Raw genomic sequence first — 19,285 nt, 5'->3', positions numbered from 1 at the left:
CCTGCGGAAGCCGTCGACCCTGCAAGGGCATCGTCTATTGTGCCGCATGCGAGCCGCTGGTCCTACCCTGCCGGCGGTCACGGCCGACATCGAACCGTCATAGGCAGACCTGCGCCGGCGGTTTACCCTGTGCGCATGTCGCACCCTGAAGATGAAGATCCGGCCGCATTGTTCCGTGCAGCCATCGGCGAAGTGACGCCGCTGCGCAAGGATGCCGAGCCGGCACCGGCTGCGCCCCGGCCGAAGCCGCGCGCGCGCATGGCCGAACGTGACGAGGCCGAAGCCGCCGGCGAGTTCGCCCGGCTGCTGCGCGACAGCACGCCGCTGGAAGCCGGCGACGTGGCCAGCTATCGCCGCGACAACCTGCCACCACGCCTGTTCCAGCGCCTCAAGCGTGGCCAGTACTCGGTACAGGACGAACTGGACCTGCACGGCGCCACCGCCGCGCAGGCGGAGACGCTGCTGCGCCAGTTCCTGCTGGAGGCGCATGCACACGAGTATGGCTGCGTGCGCATCATCCACGGCAAGGGCCTGCAGTCCGATGGCGGTGCGCCGGTGCTGAAGAACCTGGTTGATCGCCTGCTGCGGCTGCGCAACGACGTGCTGGCCTTCCATTCGGCGCCGACCGGGCAAGGCGGCACCGGCGCGGTACTGGTGCTGCTGGCACGGCGGTGAGGTAACGCATCCACGCATGGCGTGGATCTACTGTGGTGAGCGGAGGAAAGTAGATCCACGCCATGCGTGGATGCTCTTCGCCTCCGTCCCCTTTTTCTGTCAGGCCTGCGAGGCGTCTTCGACCGGGCCGAGCTCGTGCAGCACGGCGGTGGCGTAGCAGCCCGGCGGCAGCGCGAACGACAACTCCAGCACGTCATCGGCCAGCCATTGGTGCTGCAGCAGCGCCGGGCGCAGGCGCAGCGCGCGGCGCTCCTGCTTCAGGCGCGCGTCTTCCAGGCCGGCCCGCAGTGCCTTCGACTCTTCGTCGTCCAGCGCGGCCAGCTCCAGCTCGCGTGCCGCATCGGTGCTGCGCAGCTCGCCTTCGCCCCACAGCGGCGCGCTGGGATGGATGTCGAAACGCGCCAGGCGCTCGGCCAGCACGTCGGTGTACGGCTCGGGTCCGAACACGCTGCGGCTGCCATCGAGCATCCACACTTCGCCCTCCAGCGGCTGATCCCAGTTGCCCTGCTCCACGCGCGCGGCCAGCACGCGGTTGAACAGCGCCGAACGCGCGGCTGACAGCAGCAGCGAACGCTGATCCTTGCGCATGCGGCGGCCACCGAACATCGCCAGTGCCGCCGGTACGTTGCCGCCGTCGCGGCCAAAGCGCTGCTCGCCGAACCAGTTCGGCAGGCCGCGCTCGGCAACCTGCTGCAGGCGTTCGCTGATCGCTGCGGCATCGCCCTGCACTTCACGCAACACCAGCTTGAAACGGTTGCCGGCCAGTGCGCCACGCTGCAGCTTGCGGTTATGCCAAGTCGCTTCAAGCACTTCGATCTCATCACTGGCCAACTCGGCCAGGTCCGGCGCAATGCGCTTGGGCAGGTGCACGCTGAAACGCTGGGTGGTGACCGCGTGACGATCCTTCATGCCGGCGTAGCTGACCGCCATTTCCGGCAGGCCGGCCCACTTGGCCAGCACCTTGGCCACATGCACGGTGTTGGCGCCGCGCTTGCGGATGTGCAGCAGCAGGTGCTCACCTTCGCCGGTGGCCTCGAAGGCCGGCAGTTCGTCCACCTGGAAATCGTCCGGCGTGGTGCGGATGCGCGCCGTGAGCAATGGCGCACCGAATGCAAGCGGCAGGGGAATCATGCGGCCACCAGCAGCACCACGGCCTGCGCGGCGATGCCTTCACCACGGCCGGTGAAGCCCAGCTTTTCCGAGGTGGTGGCCTTGACGCTGACCGCATCCAGCGGCAACTGCAGCAGCTCGCCGATGCGCTCACGCATGGCCAGCGCATGCGGGCCAACCTTGGGCCGCTCGCAGATCACGGTGATGTCGGTGTTGCCGACACGCCAGCCACGCTCACGCAGCAGGCTGTCGCAATGGCGCACGAAATCACTGCTGTCGGCGCCCTTCCAGCGGCTGTCGCTTGGCGGGAAATGCTGGCCGATGTCACCCAGCGCCAGTGCGCCCAGCATCGCGTCGCACAGAGCGTGCAGGATCACGTCGCCGTCGCTGTGTGCGAGCACGCCGCAGCTGTGCGGTACGTTCACGCCGCCGAGCATGATGTGATCGCCTTCACCGAAGGCATGGACGTCATAGCCCTGGCCGATGCGGACGGGCGGGAAAGGTGCGGTGCTCATGGATGCAACCCTTGCAGCAGGGCCGCGCGGGCAATCAGCTGGCGCGGCGGGAAAGTACGAATTCGAACCGGTCCAGATCGGCCGGGGTGGTGACCTTGAAGTTGTCCTCGCTGCCTTCCACCAGCAGCGGGCGCTGGCCCTGGCGCTCCATGGCCATGGCCTCGTCGGTGACTTCAACACCGGCGGCGGCAGCTTCGGACAGCGCGCGGCTGAGCTGATGGCGACGGAACAGCTGCGGGGTCAGTGCGCGCCACAGGCGCTCGCGCGGCTCGGTGCCGTCGATGCCACCGTCGTCACCCGCACGCTTGAGGGTGTCGCGCACCGGGGCGGCCAGGATCGCGCCAACCGGGTCGGCACGGCCGACTTCAAGCAGGCGGCCGAGATCGGCCAGGGACAGGTTCGGTCGGGCTGCGTCATGCACCAGCACGAACTCATCGGCGCGCACCGACTCCGGCAGCGCCTGCAACCCGGCCAGCACCGAGGCTGCACGGGTCGCCCCCCCGACACAGGTCAGCACCGGCTTGCCCGCCCACTCGTTCCAGCCCGGCCAGTCGGCGTCGTCCTGGCCGATCACCACCATCGCACCGGCCACAGCCGGGTGCGCCAGCAGGGCGTCCAGGGTATGGGCGAGTAGGATCTGTCCACCTGCCTGCAGGTACTGCTTGGGCAACGGCGCGCCGAAGCGGGTGCCACGGCCAGCAGCCGGAACCACGACCCAGATCGCCGCACTCACGGCACGTCCGCCGGGTGCTCGCCGACCTGCGCGCTGACGCTCGCCGCAGGCTGCGCCGGATGCACCGGCGCATCCTCGACCACGCGGTAGAACTTTTCCCCAGGCTTGATCATGCCCAGCTCGCTTCGCGCGCGTTCCTCGATGGCGGACTGGCCTTCCTTGAGGTCCTTCACTTCGGCAGCCAGCGCATCATTGCGCTGCTGCAGGCCCTCATTGTCCCGCTCCTGGTTGGCGACCTGGGCTTCGAGCATCATCACTTCACCCGAATTGCCCGGACCGAACCAGAAGCGGTACTGCAGCCAGCCCAGCAGCAGGGCCAGCACCAGCAACATCCAGCGCCAGTCGCGCATCGGCTCAGCGCTTCAGCGAAACGAACGCGTCACGACCGGCGTAACGCGCGCCGGCGCCGAGGGCTTCCTCGATGCGCAGCAGCTGGTTGTACTTGGCCACGCGATCGCTGCGGCACAGCGAGCCGGTCTTGATCTGGGTGGCGGTGGTGGCCACGGCGATGTCGGCGATGGTGGTGTCTTCGGTTTCGCCCGAACGGTGCGAGACCACGGCGGCATAGCCGGCGCGATCGGCCATGGCGATCGCTTCCAGGGTTTCGCTCAGGGTACCGATCTGGTTGACCTTGATCAGGATCGCGTTGGCGGTGCCCGAGTCGATGCCTTCCTGGAAGATCTTCGGGTTGGTCACGAACAGGTCGTCGCCGACCAGCTGCACCTTCTTGCCGATGCGGTCGGTCAGCAGCTTCCAGCCGGCCCAGTCGTTCTCGGCCAGGCCATCTTCAATGGTGATGATCGGGTACTGCGCGGCCCAGTCGGCGAGGAAGTCGACGAACTGCTCGGAGGTCAGGCGCTTGTTCTCGCCGACCAGGTTGTACTTGCCGTTCTCGAAGAATTCGCTGGAGGCCACGTCCAGGCCCAGCAGCACGTCTTCACCGGCGGTGTAGCCGGCTTTGCCGATTGCTTCGAGGATGGTGTCCAGCGCTTCGACGTTGCTGCGGAAGTCCGGCGCGAAGCCGCCTTCGTCGCCGACCGCCGTGCTCAGGCCGTGGCCCTTCAGCACCGACTTCAGCGAATGGAAGATTTCGGTACCGGCGCGCAGCGCTTCGGAGAACGAGGTGAAGCCGACCGGCAGCACCATGAACTCCTGGAAGTCGACGTTGTTGTCGGCATGCGCGCCGCCGTTGATGATGTTCATCATCGGCACCGGCAGCGACGGGGTCACGCCGGTCTTGGCGGCCAGGTACTGCCACAGCGCCTGCTTGCTCGATGCGGCAGCGGCGTGCGCGGCCGCCATCGAAACACCCAGCAGTGCGTTGGCGCCGAGGCGGCCCTTGTTCTCGGTGCCGTCGAGGTCGATCAGGCGACGGTCGAGGCCGGCCTGGTCGGTGGCCTCGACGCCCTTCAGCGCGGCGGCAATCGTGGTGTTGACGTTGTCGACGGCCTTGCGCACGCCCTTGCCCAGGTAACGGGTCTTGTCGCCGTCACGCAGCTCGACCGCTTCCTTGGTGCCGGTCGAGGCGCCGGAGGGAACCGCGGCACGACCGAACGAACCGTCCTCCAGGATGACTTCGGCTTCCAGCGTGGGGTTGCCACGACTGTCGAGGATTTCACGGGCGTGGATGCTGCGGATCGTACTCATGGTCGGACCGGTTACCTGTCTGGAGAGGGGCGACAAAACGAATGCCGCGTGATTATCCCCGGCTGCCCGCCACTTGCCAAATGGAATGGGCGGCTTCAGCCCCAGCTGGACCCGATCACGATCAGCACCAGCGACACCAACATCACCAGCAACGCACCAGCAATCGCCGCCAGGATGGGGCCACGCCGCCGTCGCCAGGCCAGCACCATCGCCACCGGGCTGCCCAGGAAGGACAGCACCATCGTGACCAGCGCGCCCAGCAACCACCACTGCGTGGCCTGCACGCCGCTGTTCCCGTCCCCCGGCGGCCGGAAACTGGCGGTGAAGGCCAGCACGCCCACCACCAGCGCGATCCAGGTCAACACGGACAGCCCCAGGGCGATCAGGCCCCAAGGCCAGCCGCGCGCCGATGTGGTCGTATTCATCAAAGCACTCCGTAGAACAGGGCGCCCAGCCACAGCGAGAGCAGGATGATCGCCAGGCCAGCGGCCACCTTGCCGCGATTCAGGCGCCAGGCCAGCACGGCGGCAGCGACGCATCCCACGGCGCCGAGCAGCTCCGCCACCAGCAGCGCGATGAAGTACGCGCGCAGATTGAGCGCGCTGCCGCCATCACCCGGTGGCCGCACGGACGCTGCGCCGATCAGCACCAGCCCGAACATGCCCACGGTGAACAGCACGGCCAGGCCCAGTGCAATCAGGCCCCACGGCCACTGCTTCCAGTGCCGGCGGCGGCGCTGGTTTTCCAGCGCCAGCCACGGGTCACGACTCACGCGAAGCGCGAGAAGCCGTGCTTCTTGGTCACCGCATCGAGCTCCATCAGGGTCTCGAGCAGCGCTTCCATCTGGTCCAGCGGCCATGCATTGGGGCCATCGGACAGCGCCTTGGACGGGTCCGGATGGGTCTCGGCGAACAGGCCGGAGATGCCCACCGCCACGGCAGCACGGGCCAGCACCGGCACGTGCTCGCGCTGGCCACCGGAACTGGTGCCCTGCCCGCCCGGCAGCTGCACCGAATGGGTGGCGTCGAACACCACTGGGCAACCGGTCTCGCGCATCACCGCGAGCGAACGCATGTCGCTGACCAGGTTGTTGTAGCCGAAGCTGGCACCGCGCTCGCAGACCATGATCTGCTCGTTGCCGGTGGCCTTGGCCTTCTCCACGACAGGCTTCATGTCCCACGGCGCCAGGAACTGGCCCTTCTTGATGTTGACCGGCTTGCCGGCCGAGCACACCTTGCGGATGAAGTCGGTCTGGCGGACCAGGAACGCCGGGGTCTGCAGCACGTCCACCACCGAGGCCACTTCATCCATCGGGGTGTATTCGTGGACGTCGGTCAGCACCGGCACGCCGATCTGCTTCTTCACTTCGGCCAGGACCTTCAGGCCTTCTTCCATGCCCGGGCCGCGGAAGGCGGTGCCCGAGGTGCGATTGGCCTTGTCGAAGCTGGACTTGAAGATGAAGTTGACGCCGAGCTTGTCGGTGATCTCCTTCAGCTTGCCGGCGGTATCAAGCTGCAGCTGCATCGACTCGATTACGCAGGGGCCGGCGATCAGGAACAGGGGCTGGTCCAGCCCGACCTCGAATCCACACAGTTTCATGGCGTTTCCTTGTTGTCCGCAGCACCGGACGGGCCGGTGCGCTGGGGGTTGAAGCATGCAGGATGGGGGCCGAAGCCCCCATTCACAAGTCAGGCGCGCGCTTCGGAAAGCAGCTTGCCGCCGGCCTTGCGCTCGCGCGCGGCACGGATGAAACCGATGAACAGCGGGTGGCCGTCACGCGGCGTGGACAGGAATTCCGGGTGCGCCTGGCAGGCCAGGAACCACGGGTGCGCATCGCGCGGCAGTTCGACCACTTCCACCAGGGTGTCGTCCATCGACTTGCCGGCGATCACCAGGCCAGCGTCTTCCAGCTGGGTGCGGTAACGGTTGTTGAACTCGTAGCGGTGGCGATGACGCTCGGCGACCACGTCCTTGCCGTACAGCTCGCGGGCCAGCGTGCCCGGCTTCAGGCGCTGCTCCTGCAGGCCCAGGCGCATGGTGCCACCCAGGTCGCTCTTGTCGTCACGCTTCTCGACATCGCCGGTGGCGGTACGCCATTCGGTGATCAGGCCGATCACCGGGTTCGGCGACTGGCGGTCGTTCTCGGTGCTGTTGGCGCCTTCCAGGCCCACCACGTTGCGCGCGTAGTCGACAACGGCCGCCTGCATGCCGTAGCAGATACCGAAGTACGGCACCTGCTGCTCGCGGGCGAACTTCGAGGTCAGCACCTTGCCTTCGAAACCACGGTCACCGAAGCCACCCGGCACCAGGATGCCGTCAACATCGGCCAGTGCGGCCATGTCGGTGCCTTCCAGGTCCTGTGCTTCCAGCCACTTCAGGTTGACCTTGGTGCGCTGGCGCAGGCCGCCATGCTTGAGTGCTTCACCGACCGACTTGTAGGCGTCCTGATGGTCCACGTACTTGCCGACTACGGCGATGGTCACTTCGTCCAACGGGTGCAGGGTGGCGTCGACCGCGTCTTCCCACATCGACAGATCGACCGGACCGGCCTTGTCGGCCAGCTTCAGCTGGTTGACCACGATTTCGTCCAGGCCCTGCGCGTGCAGGCCCGACGGAATGCGGTACAGCACGTCCACGTCCGGCACGCTGATCACCGCGCGCTCGGAAACGTTGGTGAACTGGGCGATCTTGCGGCGCTCCGAATCCGGCACCGCCTGCTCGGAGCGGCACAGCAGCACGTCCGGCTGGATGCCGATCGAGCGCAGTTCCTTCACCGAGTGCTGGGTCGGCTTGGTCTTCAGCTCACCGGCGGCGCCGATGTACGGCACCAGGGTGAGGTGCATGAACAGCGCCTTCTCCGGGCCACGCTCGGTGCGCACCTGGCGGATCGCCTCCAGGAACGGAAGCGACTCGATGTCGCCGACGGTACCGCCGATCTCGACCAGCGCCACGTCGTAGCCTTCGGTGGCTTCGTCGATGCAACGGCGGATTTCATCGGTGATGTGCGGAATGACCTGCACGGTCGCGCCCAGGTAGTCGCCGCGGCGCTCCTTGCGGATCACGTTCTCGTAGATGCGGCCGGTGGTGACCGAGTTCTTGCGGCTCAGGCGCGTGCGCACGAAGCGCTCGTAGTGGCCCAGGTCGAGGTCGGTCTCGGCGCCGTCGTCGGTGACATAGACCTCACCGTGCTGGAACGGGCTCATGGTGCCCGGGTCGACGTTGATGTACGGGTCGAGCTTCATCATCGTGACCTTCAGGCCACGGGCTTCAAGAATGGCGGCCAGTGACGCAGCGGCAATGCCTTTGCCGAGCGAGGACACCACGCCGCCGGTTACGAAAATCAAGGGAGTCATGGCTGCAAGCATCCTGTCTGGAAATGGAAAACGGCAGCACCACGCGCGCCCGGAGGGCAGGCATGGTGCTCAGAGGGGGTTTTCCGGTTCGCTGGGACAGCGAGGGAGGTGCGGATCCGTGCGGCGGCAGGCGCCGGACCGGGACCACCGTGCGAGGTCGGGGCGGCCGTGCCGGTCAAATCGACCGTCACCTGCGACCCGCCATGCTGGAAGCCACGCTTGGCCGCTCCAGCCCATTCGCAAAGGGTGGACACGCACTTACTCCCGGAAAGCCATAGTTTACAGATTGATGGCCGCCAACCCAAGAGGCAGATGGCACGCCACTAAAAAGAAACGCCCCGCAATGCGGGGCGTTCCGGAGCGCAGCCCTTGTCGCAAGGGCGCCTGGCAGGTTGCGGGATCAGCGCTTCTTGCGCGCTTCCTCTTCCTCTTCCTGCTGCGGGGCCGGCTGGCCCTGCGCCTTCATTTCGGCATTGGCCTGGGCGCGGCGCTTGGCCTTGGCATCGGCTTCGGCCTGTGCCTTGTCGGCCTGGTCACCCTGCTGCGGGGCCGGCTGGCCGGCGTTCTGCGCCACCACCAGCGGCACTGCAACGGCGGCAGCGGCCAGGATCGCAATGGTCAGCAACTTCTTCATGAGGTCCTCCTCGCGGTATGGCTTGGATGTTTCGACCCAACGGGGGGTCGCCGGCGTTCAGATTCCAGCGGCTGCCATTTTACCCCCTCTGCGTCGCCGAGACTGAACCGCAGGCGTGCAAAATCCCGTGCCAGACCCCACACTTGCCCGTCGCTCCAAGCTTTCGAAGACAGATGAACGCCCGTTATAACGCCGCCGATATTGAAGTCCTGTCCGGCCTTGACCCGGTCAAGCGCCGTCCCGGCATGTATACCGACACCGCGCGCCCGAACCACCTGGCGCAGGAAGTGATCGACAACTCGGTGGACGAGGCCCTCGCCGGCCACGCCCGCTCGATCGAGATCACCCTATACAAGGACGGCAGCGTGGAGGTCAGCGATGACGGCCGCGGCATGCCGGTGGACATCCATCCGGAAGAGAAGATCCCGGGCGTCGAGCTGATCCTCACCCGCCTGCACGCCGGCGGCAAGTTCAGCAACAACAACTACACTTTCTCCGGCGGCCTGCACGGCGTCGGCGTCAGCGTGGTCAACGCGCTGTCGACCCTGGTGGAAGTGCACATCAAGCGCGAAGGTGCCGAACACCGCATCACCTTCCGCAACGGCGACCGTGCCACCCCGCTGGAAGTGGTCGGCAGCGTCGGCAAGAAGAACACCGGTACCCGCGTGCGCTTCTGGCCCGACCCGAAGTACTTCGACACGCCCAAGTTCGCGGTGCGCGCGCTCAAGCACCTGCTGCGCGCCAAGGCCGTGCTGTGCCCGGGCCTGACCGTGAAGCTGACCGACGAAGCCACCGGTGAAGTCGATACCTGGTACTACGAAGACGGCCTGCGCGATTACCTGAAGCTGGAACTGGGCGATCGCGAGATGCTGCCGGCCGAGCTGTTCGTCGGCAACCTGAAGAAGGACACCGAAATTGTTGACTGGGCCGTGGCCTGGCTGCCGGAAGGCGAGCTGGTGCAGGAAAGCTACGTCAACCTGATTCCCACTGCCCAGCACGGCACCCACGTCAACGGCCTGCGTACCGGCCTGACCGAGGCGCTGCGCGAGTTCTGCGACTTCCGCAACCTGCTGCCGCGTGGCGTCAAGCTGGCCCCGGAAGACGTGTGGGACCGCGTGTCGTTCGTGCTGTCGCTGAAGATGACCGACCCGCAGTTCAGCGGCCAGACCAAGGAACGCCTGTCCTCGCGCCAGGCTGCTGGCTTCATCGAAGGCGCCGCCCACGATGCCTTCAGCCTGCTGCTGAACCAGAACGTGGAACTGGGCGAGAAGATCGCCCAGATCGCCATCGAACGCGCCAGTGCGCGCCTGAAGACCGAAAAGCTGGTCGTCCGCAAGAAGGTCACCCAGGGCCCGGCCCTGCCCGGCAAACTGGCCGACTGCATCAGCCAGGACCTGTCGCGCACCGAGCTGTTCCTGGTGGAGGGTGACTCGGCAGGCGGCAGCGCCAAGCAGGCTCGCGACAAGGACTTCCAGGCGATCCTGCCGCTGCGCGGCAAGATCCTCAATACCTGGGAAGTATCCTCCAACAGCGTGCTGGCGTCGGAGGAAGTGCACAACCTGGCCGTGGCCATCGGCTGCGACCCGGGCAAGGACGACATTGCCGGCCTGCGCTATGGCAAGGTCATCATCCTGGCCGACGCGGACTCGGACGGCCTGCACATCGCTACCCTGCTCACCGCACTGTTCCTCAAGCACTTCCCGGCGCTGGTCGATGCCGGCCACGTGTTCGTGGCCATGCCGCCGCTGTTCCGCATCGACGTGGGCAAGCAGGTGTTCTACGCCCTGGACGAGGAAGAAAAGCGCTCGATGCTGGACAAGATCGAACGCGAGAAGATCAAGGGTGCGATCAACGTCACCCGCTTCAAGGGCCTCGGCGAGATGAATCCGCCACAGCTGCGCGAGTCGACCATCCACCCCGACACCCGCCGCCTGGTGCAGTTGACCGTGGACGATCGCGAGCAGACGAGCTCGCTGATGGACATGCTGCTGGCCAAGAAGCGTGCGTCCGACCGCAAGGGCTGGCTGGAGTCGAAGGGCGACCTGGCTTCGCTGGAAGTCTGACTCCCGCAGCCCTCCTGTAGAGCCGAGCCCACGCTCGGCTGCATTCCGCGCCGTGCCGGGCAGCCGAGCATCGGCTCGGCTCTACAGAGATCCCGCCCCCATCGGCAAACCCGGCGGCGCCATAATGCGCGTCCATCCGCGTGGATCATCGTATTGGCCAGCCACTCGCTGCTGTTCCCGGGCCTGCCGCTGCACAGCGCGCGCCTGGTCCTGAGCCCGATCCGCCGCGACGATGCGGCCGCCCTGTTCGCGATCCAGTCCGATCCGGACGTGATGCGGTTCTGGAACCACCCGGCGTGGACACGACCGGCCGAGGCGCGTGCGCAGATCGACGATGACCTGGCCGCACAGGCCACCGGCACCCAGCTCAAGCTGGCCGTGCGCGAAACGCTGGACGGACCGTTGCTGGGCATCTGCGTGGTGTTCGCCCTGGACCGCGATGCCGCACGTGCCGAGATCGGCTACCTGCTGGCCCCCGACAGGCAGGGCCAGGGCTACATGCACGAAGCGCTGCAGCACCTGCTGGACTACCTGTTCCAGACCCTGCACCTGCATCGCGTGGAAGCCGAAGTCGACCCGCGCAACCGGCCCTCGGCACACGTGCTTGAACGGTTGGGCTTTCACCTGGAGGGCGTGCTGCGGCAGCGTTGGCGCATCCAGGGCGAACTGTCCGATTCGGCGGTATACGGCCTGCTGGCCGACGACGACGTGCGCACTCCCCTGCCCGCTTGACCCAATCTGGCCAGTGGTGGCCTCGACGCGCGGGCATGCCTTTGGACACATACGGCATGCCCGCCACCGGCCTAGCATCGGAACCCCCTTCCGCTGCCAATCCGGTGCCATGAAGTCCCTGCTGCATACTGCCGCGCTCTGCGTCGGCCTGCTCATCGCCCCTGCCAGCGTGCTGGCCGCGCCTGACGCCGAGGCCAAGCCCGATCCGAAAGACGACAAGACCGAAGCACCTGCGCTGCCCGCCGATGCGTCGGCCCGCCAGAGCATGCGCCTGGCCGGCCGCACCCTGGACTACACCGCCACCGTCGGCACCCTGCCGGTGCGTGATGCGAAAGGCAAGGTGATCGCCGATGTGGTGTTCACCGCCTATACGATGCCGGGCAAGGACCGGCCGGTGACCTTCGCGCTCAACGGCGGCCCGGGGGCATCGTCGGTCTACCTCAACATGGGCGCGATCGGACCCAAGGTGGTGACCTTCGGCTCCGAGGGTGACAGCGCCTCGGCACCCGCCACGCTGCACGACAACCCCGGCACCTGGCTGGACTTCACCGACCTGGTGTTCATCGATCCGGTCGGCACCGGCTTCAGCCGCGCGCGCATCGGCGATGACGAAGCGAAGAAGCAGCTGTACAACCCCAGCGCTGACATCGAGTACCTGTCGCGCTCGATCTACGACTGGCTGCTGCGCAACCAGCGCATGGGCGCACGCAAGTACCTGACCGGCGAGAGCTACGGTGGCTACCGTGGCCCCCGCATCACCCACTTCCTGCAGACCCGGCTGGGCGTGGCGATGAACGGCCTGGTGCTGGTCTCGCCCTACCTGAGCCCGACCCTGGAAGACAACGCCGATGTCTCGCCGATGGCATGGATGCAGACACTGCCGTCGATCGCCGCCGCGCACCTGGAGCGCCAGGGCAAGCTGACCGATGCAGCGATGCGTGACGTGGTGGAGTACACCCGTGGCGACTACGCCACCGCGCTGATGAAGGGCCGCAGCGACCCGCAGGCGACCGAGGCGATGCTGCGCCGGGTAACCGAGCTGACCGGGCTGGACCCGCAGTTCGTGCGCCGCGCCGGTGGCCGCCTGGAGACGCAGGCCTATCTGCGTGAGGTGTTCCGCGACAAGGGCACGCTGGGCAGCCGCTACGACTCGAACGTGACCGCGTTCGATCCGTTCCCGAATGATCCGGAGCAGCGCGCCAATGATCCGTTGCTGGACAGCATCATTGCGCCGACCACCACGGCGATGGTCGACTTCGTGACGCGCGTGGTCGGCTGGAAGGTGGATGCGCGCTACCAGGCGCTGAATTACGACGTGAACCGGCTGTGGGACCGCAACGGCGAGCTGCGCCAGGGCGCGGTGACCCAGCTGCGCCAGGCGGTGGCGATCGATCCGCATCTGCAGGTGCTGATCGTGCATGGCTGGAACGACCTGTCGTGCCCGTTCATGGGGTCGATCCTGACGGTGGACCAGATGCCGGCGATGGGCAGCAACCCAGACCGGGTGCAGGTGCGTAGTTATCCGGGTGGGCACATGTTCTACAGCCGGGCCGACAGCCAGGCGGCGTTCCGCAAGGATGTGCAGGCGTTGTTCCAGCGTAATTGAGGGGTTCGGCCGGGCCTGCGGCCCGGCACCCGCCGAATCAACGGCAACGGCAAAAGCGGGCTTTCCGTGGTTGGGCGGGGTGGGGCCGGTTGCGGGGGACGCCGTAAACCCGTCCTTGGGGGCTTGGCCGCGGCATCCATGCCGCGGACACCCCCGCAACCGGACCCACCCCGCCTCCGACAGTTGGCCGCTGCTGTTGGTAGGTGCCGACCGTTGGTCGGCATGCTGCTCCTGGTGGGTGTCGACCTTGGTCGACACGCTTGATCCACGGCATGGATAGATAGATGGCGCGATTCTGGGCCGTGACGCGCCATTTAACCGGCGTCGGTTTTCTGGCCTACGGCTGCGGTGTCCAGCGGCCGGCGTTCCGGCGCTGTAGATGCGCAGGGCTCCGACCCCGGGTTCTGGAAACACGAACGCCCGGGCAAGCCCAGGCGTTCGTGCCCCCTTCATGCTGGTAGCGCGCTTCAGCCGGCCAGTTCGGCCTGCTCGCGTTCGATACCGTACTTGCGCAGCTTTTCCACCAGGGTGGTGCGGCGCAGGCCGAGCAGCTGGGCGGCGTGGGCGACCACGCCCTGGGTGCGTTCCAGTGCTTCGTTGATCAGGCCCAGTTCGATGTTGGCCATGTGGTTGCGCAGGTCCATGCCTTCGTCGGGCAGGGCGGCCGGTGCCGCCGGGCGATTGACGGCGATGCCGTGCTCCAGCGCCGGCTGGTTGCCGCTGCCGGGGGTGTGGAACGAGAAGCTGCGCAGGTCCAGGCGTTCTTCGTTGGCAACCGTAGCTGCCGGTGCCGGTGCAGCCACCGCTGCCAGTGCGGCATCGCCACGGTAGCGGGCCGGCAGGTCCTGCACGCGTACTGAACCGCCCGGATGCAGCACCGCCAGGCGCTCGACCAGGTTGGTCAGCTCGCGCACGTTGCCCGGCCATTCGTAGCTGGACAGCGCCTGCAGCGCTTCGGGAGTGAAGCGCACTTCGCCACGGCCGGTGCGGGCCAGCTGCGCGGCGATGGTTTCCACCAGCGCCGGCAGGTCCTCACGGCGCTCGCGCAACGCGGGCACTTCGATCGGGAACACGTTGAGGCGGTAGAACAGATCCTCGCGGAACTTGCCCTCGGCGATGCGCGTTTCCAGATCGCGGTGGGTCGCGGCCACGACGCGCACGTTGCAGCGGATGGTCTGGTTGCCGCCGACGCGCTCGAAGCTGCGTTCCTGCAGCACGCGCAGCAGCTTTACCTGCATCGGCAGGCTCATGTCGCCGATTTCGTCGAGCAGCAGGGTGCCGCCCTCGGCCATTTCGAAACGCCCCTTGCGGGCGGTCAGTGCGCCGGTGAACGCACCCTTTTCGTGGCCGAACAGTTCGCTTTCCAGCAGGTCCGGCGGAATGGCGCCGCAGTTGATCGCCACGAATGGGCCATCACGGCGCGGCGAGCGCTGGTGGATCGCACGCGACACGACTTCCTTGCCGGTACCGGATTCGCCCAGCACCAGTACGGTGGTATCGAACGCGGCGACCTGCTCGATCATGGTGCGCAACGCAGTCACCGCCGGGCCGTTGCCGGTCGGGCCTTGCTCCTGCGCGGCGCCGGCCTGGTGCTCGGCGTCCAGGCGCTTGAGGCTGGCGCGGCGCAGCAGGGCTTCCATCTGCGCATGGCGCAGCGGCGTTTCCAGCGGCCAGATGTTGGCTTCGTGCAGGCCGTGCTGGCGGGCAAACGTTACCCCGTCACCATCGGCCAGCAGCACCGGCGGCGGCAGGCTGCTGCCACCCAGCCAGTTGTAGAGTGCGGTGCTGGCGGCGTTGTCGTCCAGGCTGCCGACGATCACCGCCATCCAATCGTTCTGGCGCTGGCGACTCAGGTCGAAGTCGGCCGCGTCGGACACCCAGCGCGGGTTGAAGTCCATGAATTCCAGCAGGGCAACGGTGCGCTCTGCGCGCACGGCGTCGTTGTCCAGCACCAGGATGCGCGATTCGCTCACGATCGATCCTCCCTGAGGCCTTCCAGGATCGGCATGACTTCCTGGATGTAGGACAGCTTGCTGACGAAATTGTCGGCGCCGGCGCGCAGCGCGTGCTCGCGGTGCTCGGCGTCGTCGAAGTGGCTGGCGATCACGATGTACGGTGCATCGTCCTGCGACTTGATCAGGCGGGTGGCCTGCAGGCCACCCATCTCCGGCATGGCCAGATCCATCAATACGACCTGCGGGCGTAGCGTTTCCGAACGCTCGATCGCTTCCAGGCCATTGCCGGCGCTGCCGACGATCTGCAGCCAGTCGATCTTGCGGAAATGGCGCATCGCCGCATTGATGAAGCCCTCGTGGTCATCGACCAACAGGACCGTGAGCTTGTTCATGTCCAACATCCTTTTCAGCCCACCCGGGCCAGCTGCGGTTGCCTGGCGCCAAGCCGGCGCCGTTCGCGGGCCGGGGCGATGTCCAGTTGTTCTCGGTATTTTGCGACGGTTCGGCGGGCAATGTTCACCCCCTGGCGCGACAGCAGGCCGGCGATGGCCTCGTCGGCCAGCGGGCGGCCGGCCGGTTCGGCGTCGATCAGGCGGCGGACCATGGCCTTCACGGCCTGGCCGGAAACGCTGGCGCCTTCCAAGCGCACGGCGAAGAAGTGCTTCAGTTCGAAGGTGCCGCGCGGGGTCTGCAGGAACTTGCCGGTGGTGATGCGCGAGACGGTGGACTCGTGCATGCCGATTTCCTCGGCCACTTCCTTCAGGGTCAGCGGCGCCATGGCCTCTTCACCACGCACCAGGAACGCGGCCTGGCGCTCGACGATCACCCGCGCGGTGCGCAGCAGGGTGTCGTAGCGCATCGACAGGCCGCGGCTGAACCAGCGCGCTTCCTGCAGCATTTCGCGCAGTGCCGGTGCGGCCTCGCTGGTCTCGGCCAAGGCCTGTTCGTACTGGCTGTTGATCGAGACCCGGCGGCTGGTGGCCGGGTTGAGGGCGACTTTCCACTGGCCGTCGGCGTGCCAGGCGACCACGTCCGGTACCACCACGGCATTGCGTTCGGGCAGCAGGCTGTCACCCGGGCGCGGCTGCAGCGACAGGATCAGGCGCACGGCTTCGCGCACGTCGTCGATCTCGGCGTCGTGCAGGCGGGCGAGGGCGGGGTAGTCGTGTGCGGCCAGTGCTTCGAGTGCGCCGTGGAGAATGCGGGTGGCCAGATGGCGGGCGGGAACCGCGCCATGCAGGCTGCGCAGCTGCGCCTGCAGGCCTTCGCGCAGGTCCTGCGCAGCCATGCCGGCGGGCTCACCGTGCAGCAGCTGCTGGCGGATGGCTTCGACGCCGTCGGCGGCGATATCGAACTGGGCGCTGGCCAGCAACTGCAGCTGGTCCAGCGGTGCCTGCAGGTAGCCGGCCTCGTCGCAGTGATCGAGCCAGAACGCGGCCACCGCCAGTTCGCGGTCGTCCATGTCCAGCGACAGGCGCTGCAGCACACGCAGCTGTGGGTCGGTCGATTCGCCGGCAGCGATGCGCGCCATGCGGTCGTCGTCGCCGTCCTGCCAGCTGGCGCCGGCCACGTCCCACATCGAAGACTCCGGCAGCTCGTCGAAGGCGGCGGTGTCCATCGTCGTGGCGCTGGCCTCGGTGTCATCGGCTGAGGGCGCTTCGGCCTCTTCGATCTCCAGCAGCGGATTGGAGTCCAGCAGGCGCTGGATTTCCTGTTCCAGGTGCAGGCCATCGAGCTGCAGCAGCCGGATCGACTGCAGCAACTGCGGGGTAAGGTGAAGTTGTTGGCCCAGCTGGGTCGAGAGTGCAGCCTTCATCGTGGTTCCCCGGCACCGCTCCCCGGCGCCTTGTGGAACGCATCTTGCTTTTGATCCGGCGGGGGCGGAATCAGGGGGTTCCTGAGGGGCTTCGTGAATGTCCTGACAGGGTGTAGGGGTATTCCCTACATTGGCGCGGAATGTTGACGATGATCGCCGCTAAGTGGCTGATTTCCGGTGTGGGTGCCGGGTTGATCGCGCTGCGCCGTGTACGGATTCCTGTCGGGGCGTGTCAGGGTGACGGGAATTCGTCGTCAGTGCGGGCCTGGCACGGGTCAGATCCTTTTCCCGTGGAAAGCTATCCGTCCCCCTTCTCAGGGGATCACTCCAGCTCGTGCTGGTGGCGCGCGGCCAGCAGCAGCAGATCGTTGGCGCGGCGGCAGCCGAGCGATTCCATCATGCGTGCGCGGTGGGTCTCCACCGTCTTGACGCTGATGCCGAGGTCGGCGGCGATCTCCTTGTTGCTCTCACCTTTGCCGATGCGGCGCAGGATCTCGCGCTGGCGTGGCGACAGCGCGGCGATGCCGGTGGGTTTCTCGCGGCCGAGCATCGGTGCCAGCATCTTGGCGGAGATCTGCGGGCTCAGGAACACCTGTCCGGCGTGCGCGGCACGCAGCGCCAGTTCCAGCTCCTGGGGCGCCGCATCCTTGACCAGGAACCCGACCGCGCCGCGATCGAGTGCATCGCGCACGTGCGCGGCGTCGTCGTGCATGGTCATCATCACCACCCGCGTGCCGGGAGCGCGCAGGCGGATGTCACTGAGGGCTTCCAGGCCGGTGCGGCCGGGGAGTGACAGGTCCATCAGGACCACGTCCGGGGCGTGCTGCAGGGCCAGCTGCAGTGCCTGCTCGGCATTGCTGGCCTCGGCGACGAGCTGCACGTCGGCAAACCCCTGCAGCAGCCGCGCCAAGCCGGCGCGGACCAGGGTGTGATCGTCGACGATGAGAACTCGCACAGGCACGTTGGAGGTCCGTGAGGGGAGTCCACCTTAACTTAGCTGAACGGGCGCGCCAAGGCTTGCCCATCCGCCGCCATGGTGGCAGGTTTCAACGGGCGCGGCGTGCTTCGGCCACCTGGCGGCGATGCAGGCGGAACAGATGCCGCTCCATCGCCATCTCCAGGCCATCGCCAAGACGCTGGAAACGCAGCCACAGGTAGTGACCACCGCCACCGTCCGCCGCTTCGGCGATCACTTCCACCGGCAGGTCGATATGGTCGGGCAGCCAGTCGCTGGGCTGCAGGCGCACCAGGCCAGCCTGTCCGGGGCTGGCGCCGCTGCGCGGGCCCAGCTGCAGGCGGATGCCGCGGCGTGACCAGCGCACGGGGCGCAGGGTCAGTTCCTGGCCCTGCTGGCGTACCAGACGGCCGAGCAGCACCATGGCCAGATCCAGCTTGGCTTCCAGCCGCTGCAGCTGCAGGCTGGACTCATTGCGGTCGTCGTGCTCGTCGACGCGGCTGTCCTCGACCAGGGCCAGGCTGCGCAGCAGGCCTTCGGCACTGCTGGTACGGCCAGCGGCGCTGCCTGCCTGGAACTCGGCCGGCAGGGCCAGCTCGCAGCTGAGCGTTTCGTCGAACAGCTCGCTTTCGGCCGGATGATGCAGCGACGTGGTCGGCAATTGGGTCATGCCAGCGATTCTGCCTGCAGGTAGGCATGTGCCGCGCGAAGGGAGCGCTGGCCGTCGTTCATCAGCGCGGCGACGGCATCACGGCGCTGGCGCAGCAGGCCGAGCAGGTTCTGCTGGCGTTCGAACAGCGCGGTCAGCGGCGCGTGGTCGGCGGCGGTCAGCGGCTGGCTGAGCAGCGCATGCAGCGTGCTGTCGTGGCCGTCGAGCAGGCTGTCGGCCTGGTCAAGGGATTCTTCGCCCAGGGCCTTCTCGAAGGCGTCCAGCTGGGCGTGCAGTTCGTGCAGGCTCATGGCGCCACCGCGGCCGGGCGGCGCTGTTCCTGCGGGATCGCATTCCAGGCGCTGTCGATCTCGCCCAGCAGCTGCAGCGACTCGTCCAGCGCGGCGCGGTCGTTGTGCAGATTGGCCTCGGTCAGGCGCTGCAGCACATAGTCATACAATGCCGACAGATTTCCGGCGATCTCGCCGCCGGCTTCATGATCCAGCGAGCCGTTGAGGTGGCCGACGATCGCGCAGACCTCGCCGATCGCCTTGCCCTTGCCGGCCTGGTCGCCACGCTCGAGGCTGGCCAGGGCACGCCGCACGCGCTCCAGCGCGCCGGCCAGCAGCATCGCCACCAGCTTGTGCGGATCGGCGTCGGCGACCGCACTGGTCACTCCCACCTGGCGGTACTGCTCGGCATATTGACGGCTGGAACCGTACATTCGTGATTCTCCTTGCGCGGGGTGCCGCCGGGCGATCGTGGGGACCGCTGCCGACGGCGCGGCGATGATTGCTGTTGCGTCCGTTATCGGTGCGTTACACGTCAAACTTGAGCGTCGC

General features: G+C 67.2%; 21 protein-coding genes. 4 read left to right on the top strand and 17 right to left on the bottom strand.

Annotation, left to right across the window (positions count from 1 at the left end):
- The first annotated feature begins 135 nt into the window (after positions 1-135).
- Positions 136-675, top strand: coding sequence for a Smr/MutS family protein (locus G5A07_RS01355; protein WP_005409007.1), 540 nt, complete (start codon positions 136-138; stop codon positions 673-675).
- Between the two features lie 99 nt (positions 676-774).
- Here the strand turns inward: G5A07_RS01355 and truD are convergent, their stop codons facing one another.
- The 10 genes from truD to G5A07_RS01305 all read right to left on the bottom strand — a co-directional run bounded on the left by truD (position 775) and on the right by G5A07_RS01305 (position 8,667).
- On the bottom strand, positions 775-1,806 hold the full coding sequence (gene truD / locus G5A07_RS01350; RefSeq protein ID WP_049482993.1) for a tRNA pseudouridine(13) synthase TruD: 1,032 nt from the start codon (positions 1,804-1,806) through the stop codon (positions 775-777).
- Complete coding sequence (gene ispF / locus G5A07_RS01345) at positions 1,803-2,300, bottom strand: 2-C-methyl-D-erythritol 2,4-cyclodiphosphate synthase (RefSeq protein WP_043402123.1); 498 nt, start codon at positions 2,298-2,300, stop codon at positions 1,803-1,805. Before ispF ends, truD begins: the two co-directional genes overlap by 4 nt.
- A 34-nt stretch (positions 2,301-2,334) precedes the next feature.
- Positions 2,335-3,033 (bottom strand): 2-C-methyl-D-erythritol 4-phosphate cytidylyltransferase, encoded by a 699-nt coding sequence (gene ispD / locus G5A07_RS01340; protein WP_010485984.1) that lies wholly within the window; start codon positions 3,031-3,033, stop codon positions 2,335-2,337.
- Positions 3,030-3,383, bottom strand: a complete 354-nt coding sequence (gene ftsB / locus G5A07_RS01335) for a cell division protein FtsB (RefSeq protein ID WP_019338191.1) — start codon at positions 3,381-3,383, stop codon at positions 3,030-3,032. The genes ispD and ftsB overlap by 4 nt, the downstream gene beginning before the upstream one ends.
- 4 nt (positions 3,384-3,387) lie before the next feature.
- Positions 3,388-4,680 carry a phosphopyruvate hydratase gene (gene eno / locus G5A07_RS01330; protein ID WP_049455326.1) on the bottom strand — a complete coding sequence of 431 codons (1,293 nt, stop codon included), beginning with the start codon at positions 4,678-4,680 and terminating at the stop codon, positions 3,388-3,390.
- 95 nt (positions 4,681-4,775) lie between these two features.
- A complete protein-coding gene (locus G5A07_RS01325) occupies positions 4,776-5,105 on the bottom strand; it encodes a hypothetical protein (protein ID WP_049435948.1) in 330 nt (109 codons plus the stop codon).
- Complete coding sequence (locus tag G5A07_RS01320; RefSeq protein WP_049482990.1) at positions 5,105-5,452, bottom strand: hypothetical protein; 348 nt, start codon at positions 5,450-5,452, stop codon at positions 5,105-5,107. Before G5A07_RS01320 ends, G5A07_RS01325 begins: the two co-directional genes overlap by 1 nt.
- The gene (gene kdsA, locus G5A07_RS01315; RefSeq protein ID WP_010485995.1) at positions 5,449-6,279 is read right to left on the bottom strand and encodes a 3-deoxy-8-phosphooctulonate synthase; all 831 of its coding nucleotides are present in this window, start codon (positions 6,277-6,279) and stop codon (positions 5,449-5,451) included. Before kdsA ends, G5A07_RS01320 begins: the two co-directional genes overlap by 4 nt.
- An 89-nt stretch (positions 6,280-6,368) precedes the next feature.
- Positions 6,369-8,033 (bottom strand): CTP synthase, encoded by a 1,665-nt coding sequence (locus G5A07_RS01310; protein ID WP_005408998.1) that lies wholly within the window; start codon positions 8,031-8,033, stop codon positions 6,369-6,371.
- A gap of 400 nt (positions 8,034-8,433) precedes the next feature.
- Positions 8,434-8,667: a hypothetical protein gene (locus G5A07_RS01305; protein WP_005416022.1), complete on the bottom strand. Its 234-nt coding sequence runs from the start codon at positions 8,665-8,667 to the stop codon at positions 8,434-8,436.
- A gap of 173 nt (positions 8,668-8,840) precedes the next feature.
- Here G5A07_RS01305 and parE point away from each other — a divergent pair, with 173 nt between their 5' ends.
- From parE to G5A07_RS01290, 3 genes are all read left to right on the top strand, one after another.
- Complete coding sequence (gene parE / locus G5A07_RS01300) at positions 8,841-10,730, top strand: DNA topoisomerase IV subunit B (RefSeq protein ID WP_010486000.1); 1,890 nt, start codon at positions 8,841-8,843, stop codon at positions 10,728-10,730.
- A 153-nt stretch (positions 10,731-10,883) separates the two neighbouring features.
- On the top strand, positions 10,884-11,462 hold the full coding sequence (locus G5A07_RS01295) for a GNAT family protein (protein WP_010486002.1): 579 nt from the start codon (positions 10,884-10,886) through the stop codon (positions 11,460-11,462).
- A 109-nt stretch (positions 11,463-11,571) separates the two neighbouring features.
- The gene (locus tag G5A07_RS01290; RefSeq protein ID WP_043402133.1) at positions 11,572-13,068 is read left to right on the top strand and encodes a S10 family peptidase; all 1,497 of its coding nucleotides are present in this window, start codon (positions 11,572-11,574) and stop codon (positions 13,066-13,068) included.
- A gap of 467 nt (positions 13,069-13,535) precedes the next feature.
- Here G5A07_RS01290 and G5A07_RS01285 read toward each other — a convergent pair whose 3' ends face one another.
- From G5A07_RS01285 to fliS, 7 genes are all read right to left on the bottom strand, one after another.
- Positions 13,536-15,041: a sigma-54 dependent transcriptional regulator gene (locus G5A07_RS01285; RefSeq protein WP_191862410.1), complete on the bottom strand. Its 1,506-nt coding sequence runs from the start codon at positions 15,039-15,041 to the stop codon at positions 13,536-13,538.
- Positions 15,038-15,415 carry a response regulator transcription factor gene (locus G5A07_RS01280; RefSeq protein WP_010485922.1) on the bottom strand — a complete coding sequence of 126 codons (378 nt, stop codon included), beginning with the start codon at positions 15,413-15,415 and terminating at the stop codon, positions 15,038-15,040. Before G5A07_RS01280 ends, G5A07_RS01285 begins: the two co-directional genes overlap by 4 nt.
- Before the next feature lie 14 nt (positions 15,416-15,429).
- On the bottom strand, positions 15,430-16,839 hold the full coding sequence (gene rpoN, locus G5A07_RS01275; protein WP_191862409.1) for an RNA polymerase factor sigma-54: 1,410 nt from the start codon (positions 16,837-16,839) through the stop codon (positions 15,430-15,432).
- Between the two features lie 322 nt (positions 16,840-17,161).
- On the bottom strand, positions 17,162-17,794 hold the full coding sequence (locus G5A07_RS01270) for a response regulator transcription factor (RefSeq protein WP_010485918.1): 633 nt from the start codon (positions 17,792-17,794) through the stop codon (positions 17,162-17,164).
- A 91-nt stretch (positions 17,795-17,885) separates the two neighbouring features.
- Positions 17,886-18,464: a PilZ domain-containing protein gene (locus G5A07_RS01265; RefSeq protein ID WP_010485910.1), complete on the bottom strand. Its 579-nt coding sequence runs from the start codon at positions 18,462-18,464 to the stop codon at positions 17,886-17,888.
- Positions 18,461-18,754 (bottom strand): hypothetical protein, encoded by a 294-nt coding sequence (locus G5A07_RS01260; RefSeq protein ID WP_010485909.1) that lies wholly within the window; start codon positions 18,752-18,754, stop codon positions 18,461-18,463. The genes G5A07_RS01265 and G5A07_RS01260 overlap by 4 nt, the downstream gene beginning before the upstream one ends.
- A complete protein-coding gene (gene fliS / locus G5A07_RS01255; protein WP_005409561.1) occupies positions 18,751-19,167 on the bottom strand; it encodes a flagellar export chaperone FliS in 417 nt (138 codons plus the stop codon). The genes G5A07_RS01260 and fliS overlap by 4 nt, the downstream gene beginning before the upstream one ends.
- Between the last annotated feature and the right edge of the window lie 118 nt (positions 19,168-19,285).

Source organism: Stenotrophomonas sp. AS012628, assembly GCF_010608305.1.
Taxonomy (GTDB): domain Bacteria; phylum Pseudomonadota; class Gammaproteobacteria; order Xanthomonadales; family Xanthomonadaceae; genus Stenotrophomonas; species Stenotrophomonas geniculata.
The sequence above is the reverse complement of the archived record's forward strand: the minus strand, read 5'-3'. Positions and strand labels throughout refer to the sequence as shown.

Bases quoted from the DNA above. Each gene is read 5' to 3' on its own strand.
- fliS (WP_005409561.1), bottom strand. From the start codon at position 19,167: ATGTACGGTTCCAGCCGTCAATATGCCGAGCAGTACCGCCAGGTGGGA.
- kdsA (WP_010485995.1), bottom strand. From the start codon at position 6,279: ATGAAACTGTGTGGATTCGAGGTCGGGCTGGACCAGCCCCTGTTCCTG.
- G5A07_RS01355 (WP_005409007.1), top strand. From the start codon at position 136: ATGTCGCACCCTGAAGATGAAGATCCGGCCGCATTGTTCCGTGCAGCC.
- G5A07_RS01305 (WP_005416022.1), bottom strand. From the start codon at position 8,667: ATGAAGAAGTTGCTGACCATTGCGATCCTGGCCGCTGCCGCCGTTGCA.
- ftsB (WP_019338191.1), bottom strand. From the start codon at position 3,383: ATGCGCGACTGGCGCTGGATGTTGCTGGTGCTGGCCCTGCTGCTGGGC.
- G5A07_RS01265 (WP_010485910.1), bottom strand. From the start codon at position 18,464: ATGACCCAATTGCCGACCACGTCGCTGCATCATCCGGCCGAAAGCGAG.
- ispF (WP_043402123.1), bottom strand. From the start codon at position 2,300: ATGAGCACCGCACCTTTCCCGCCCGTCCGCATCGGCCAGGGCTATGAC.
- G5A07_RS01310 (WP_005408998.1), bottom strand. From the start codon at position 8,033: ATGACTCCCTTGATTTTCGTAACCGGCGGCGTGGTGTCCTCGCTCGGC.
- G5A07_RS01260 (WP_010485909.1), bottom strand. From the start codon at position 18,754: ATGAGCCTGCACGAACTGCACGCCCAGCTGGACGCCTTCGAGAAGGCC.
- rpoN (WP_191862409.1), bottom strand. From the start codon at position 16,839: ATGAAGGCTGCACTCTCGACCCAGCTGGGCCAACAACTTCACCTTACC.
- parE (WP_010486000.1), top strand. From the start codon at position 8,841: ATGAACGCCCGTTATAACGCCGCCGATATTGAAGTCCTGTCCGGCCTT.
- eno (WP_049455326.1), bottom strand. From the start codon at position 4,680: ATGAGTACGATCCGCAGCATCCACGCCCGTGAAATCCTCGACAGTCGT.
- truD (WP_049482993.1), bottom strand. From the start codon at position 1,806: ATGATTCCCCTGCCGCTTGCATTCGGTGCGCCATTGCTCACGGCGCGC.
- G5A07_RS01325 (WP_049435948.1), bottom strand. From the start codon at position 5,105: ATGAATACGACCACATCGGCGCGCGGCTGGCCTTGGGGCCTGATCGCC.
- G5A07_RS01280 (WP_010485922.1), bottom strand. From the start codon at position 15,415: ATGAACAAGCTCACGGTCCTGTTGGTCGATGACCACGAGGGCTTCATC.
- G5A07_RS01290 (WP_043402133.1), top strand. From the start codon at position 11,572: ATGAAGTCCCTGCTGCATACTGCCGCGCTCTGCGTCGGCCTGCTCATC.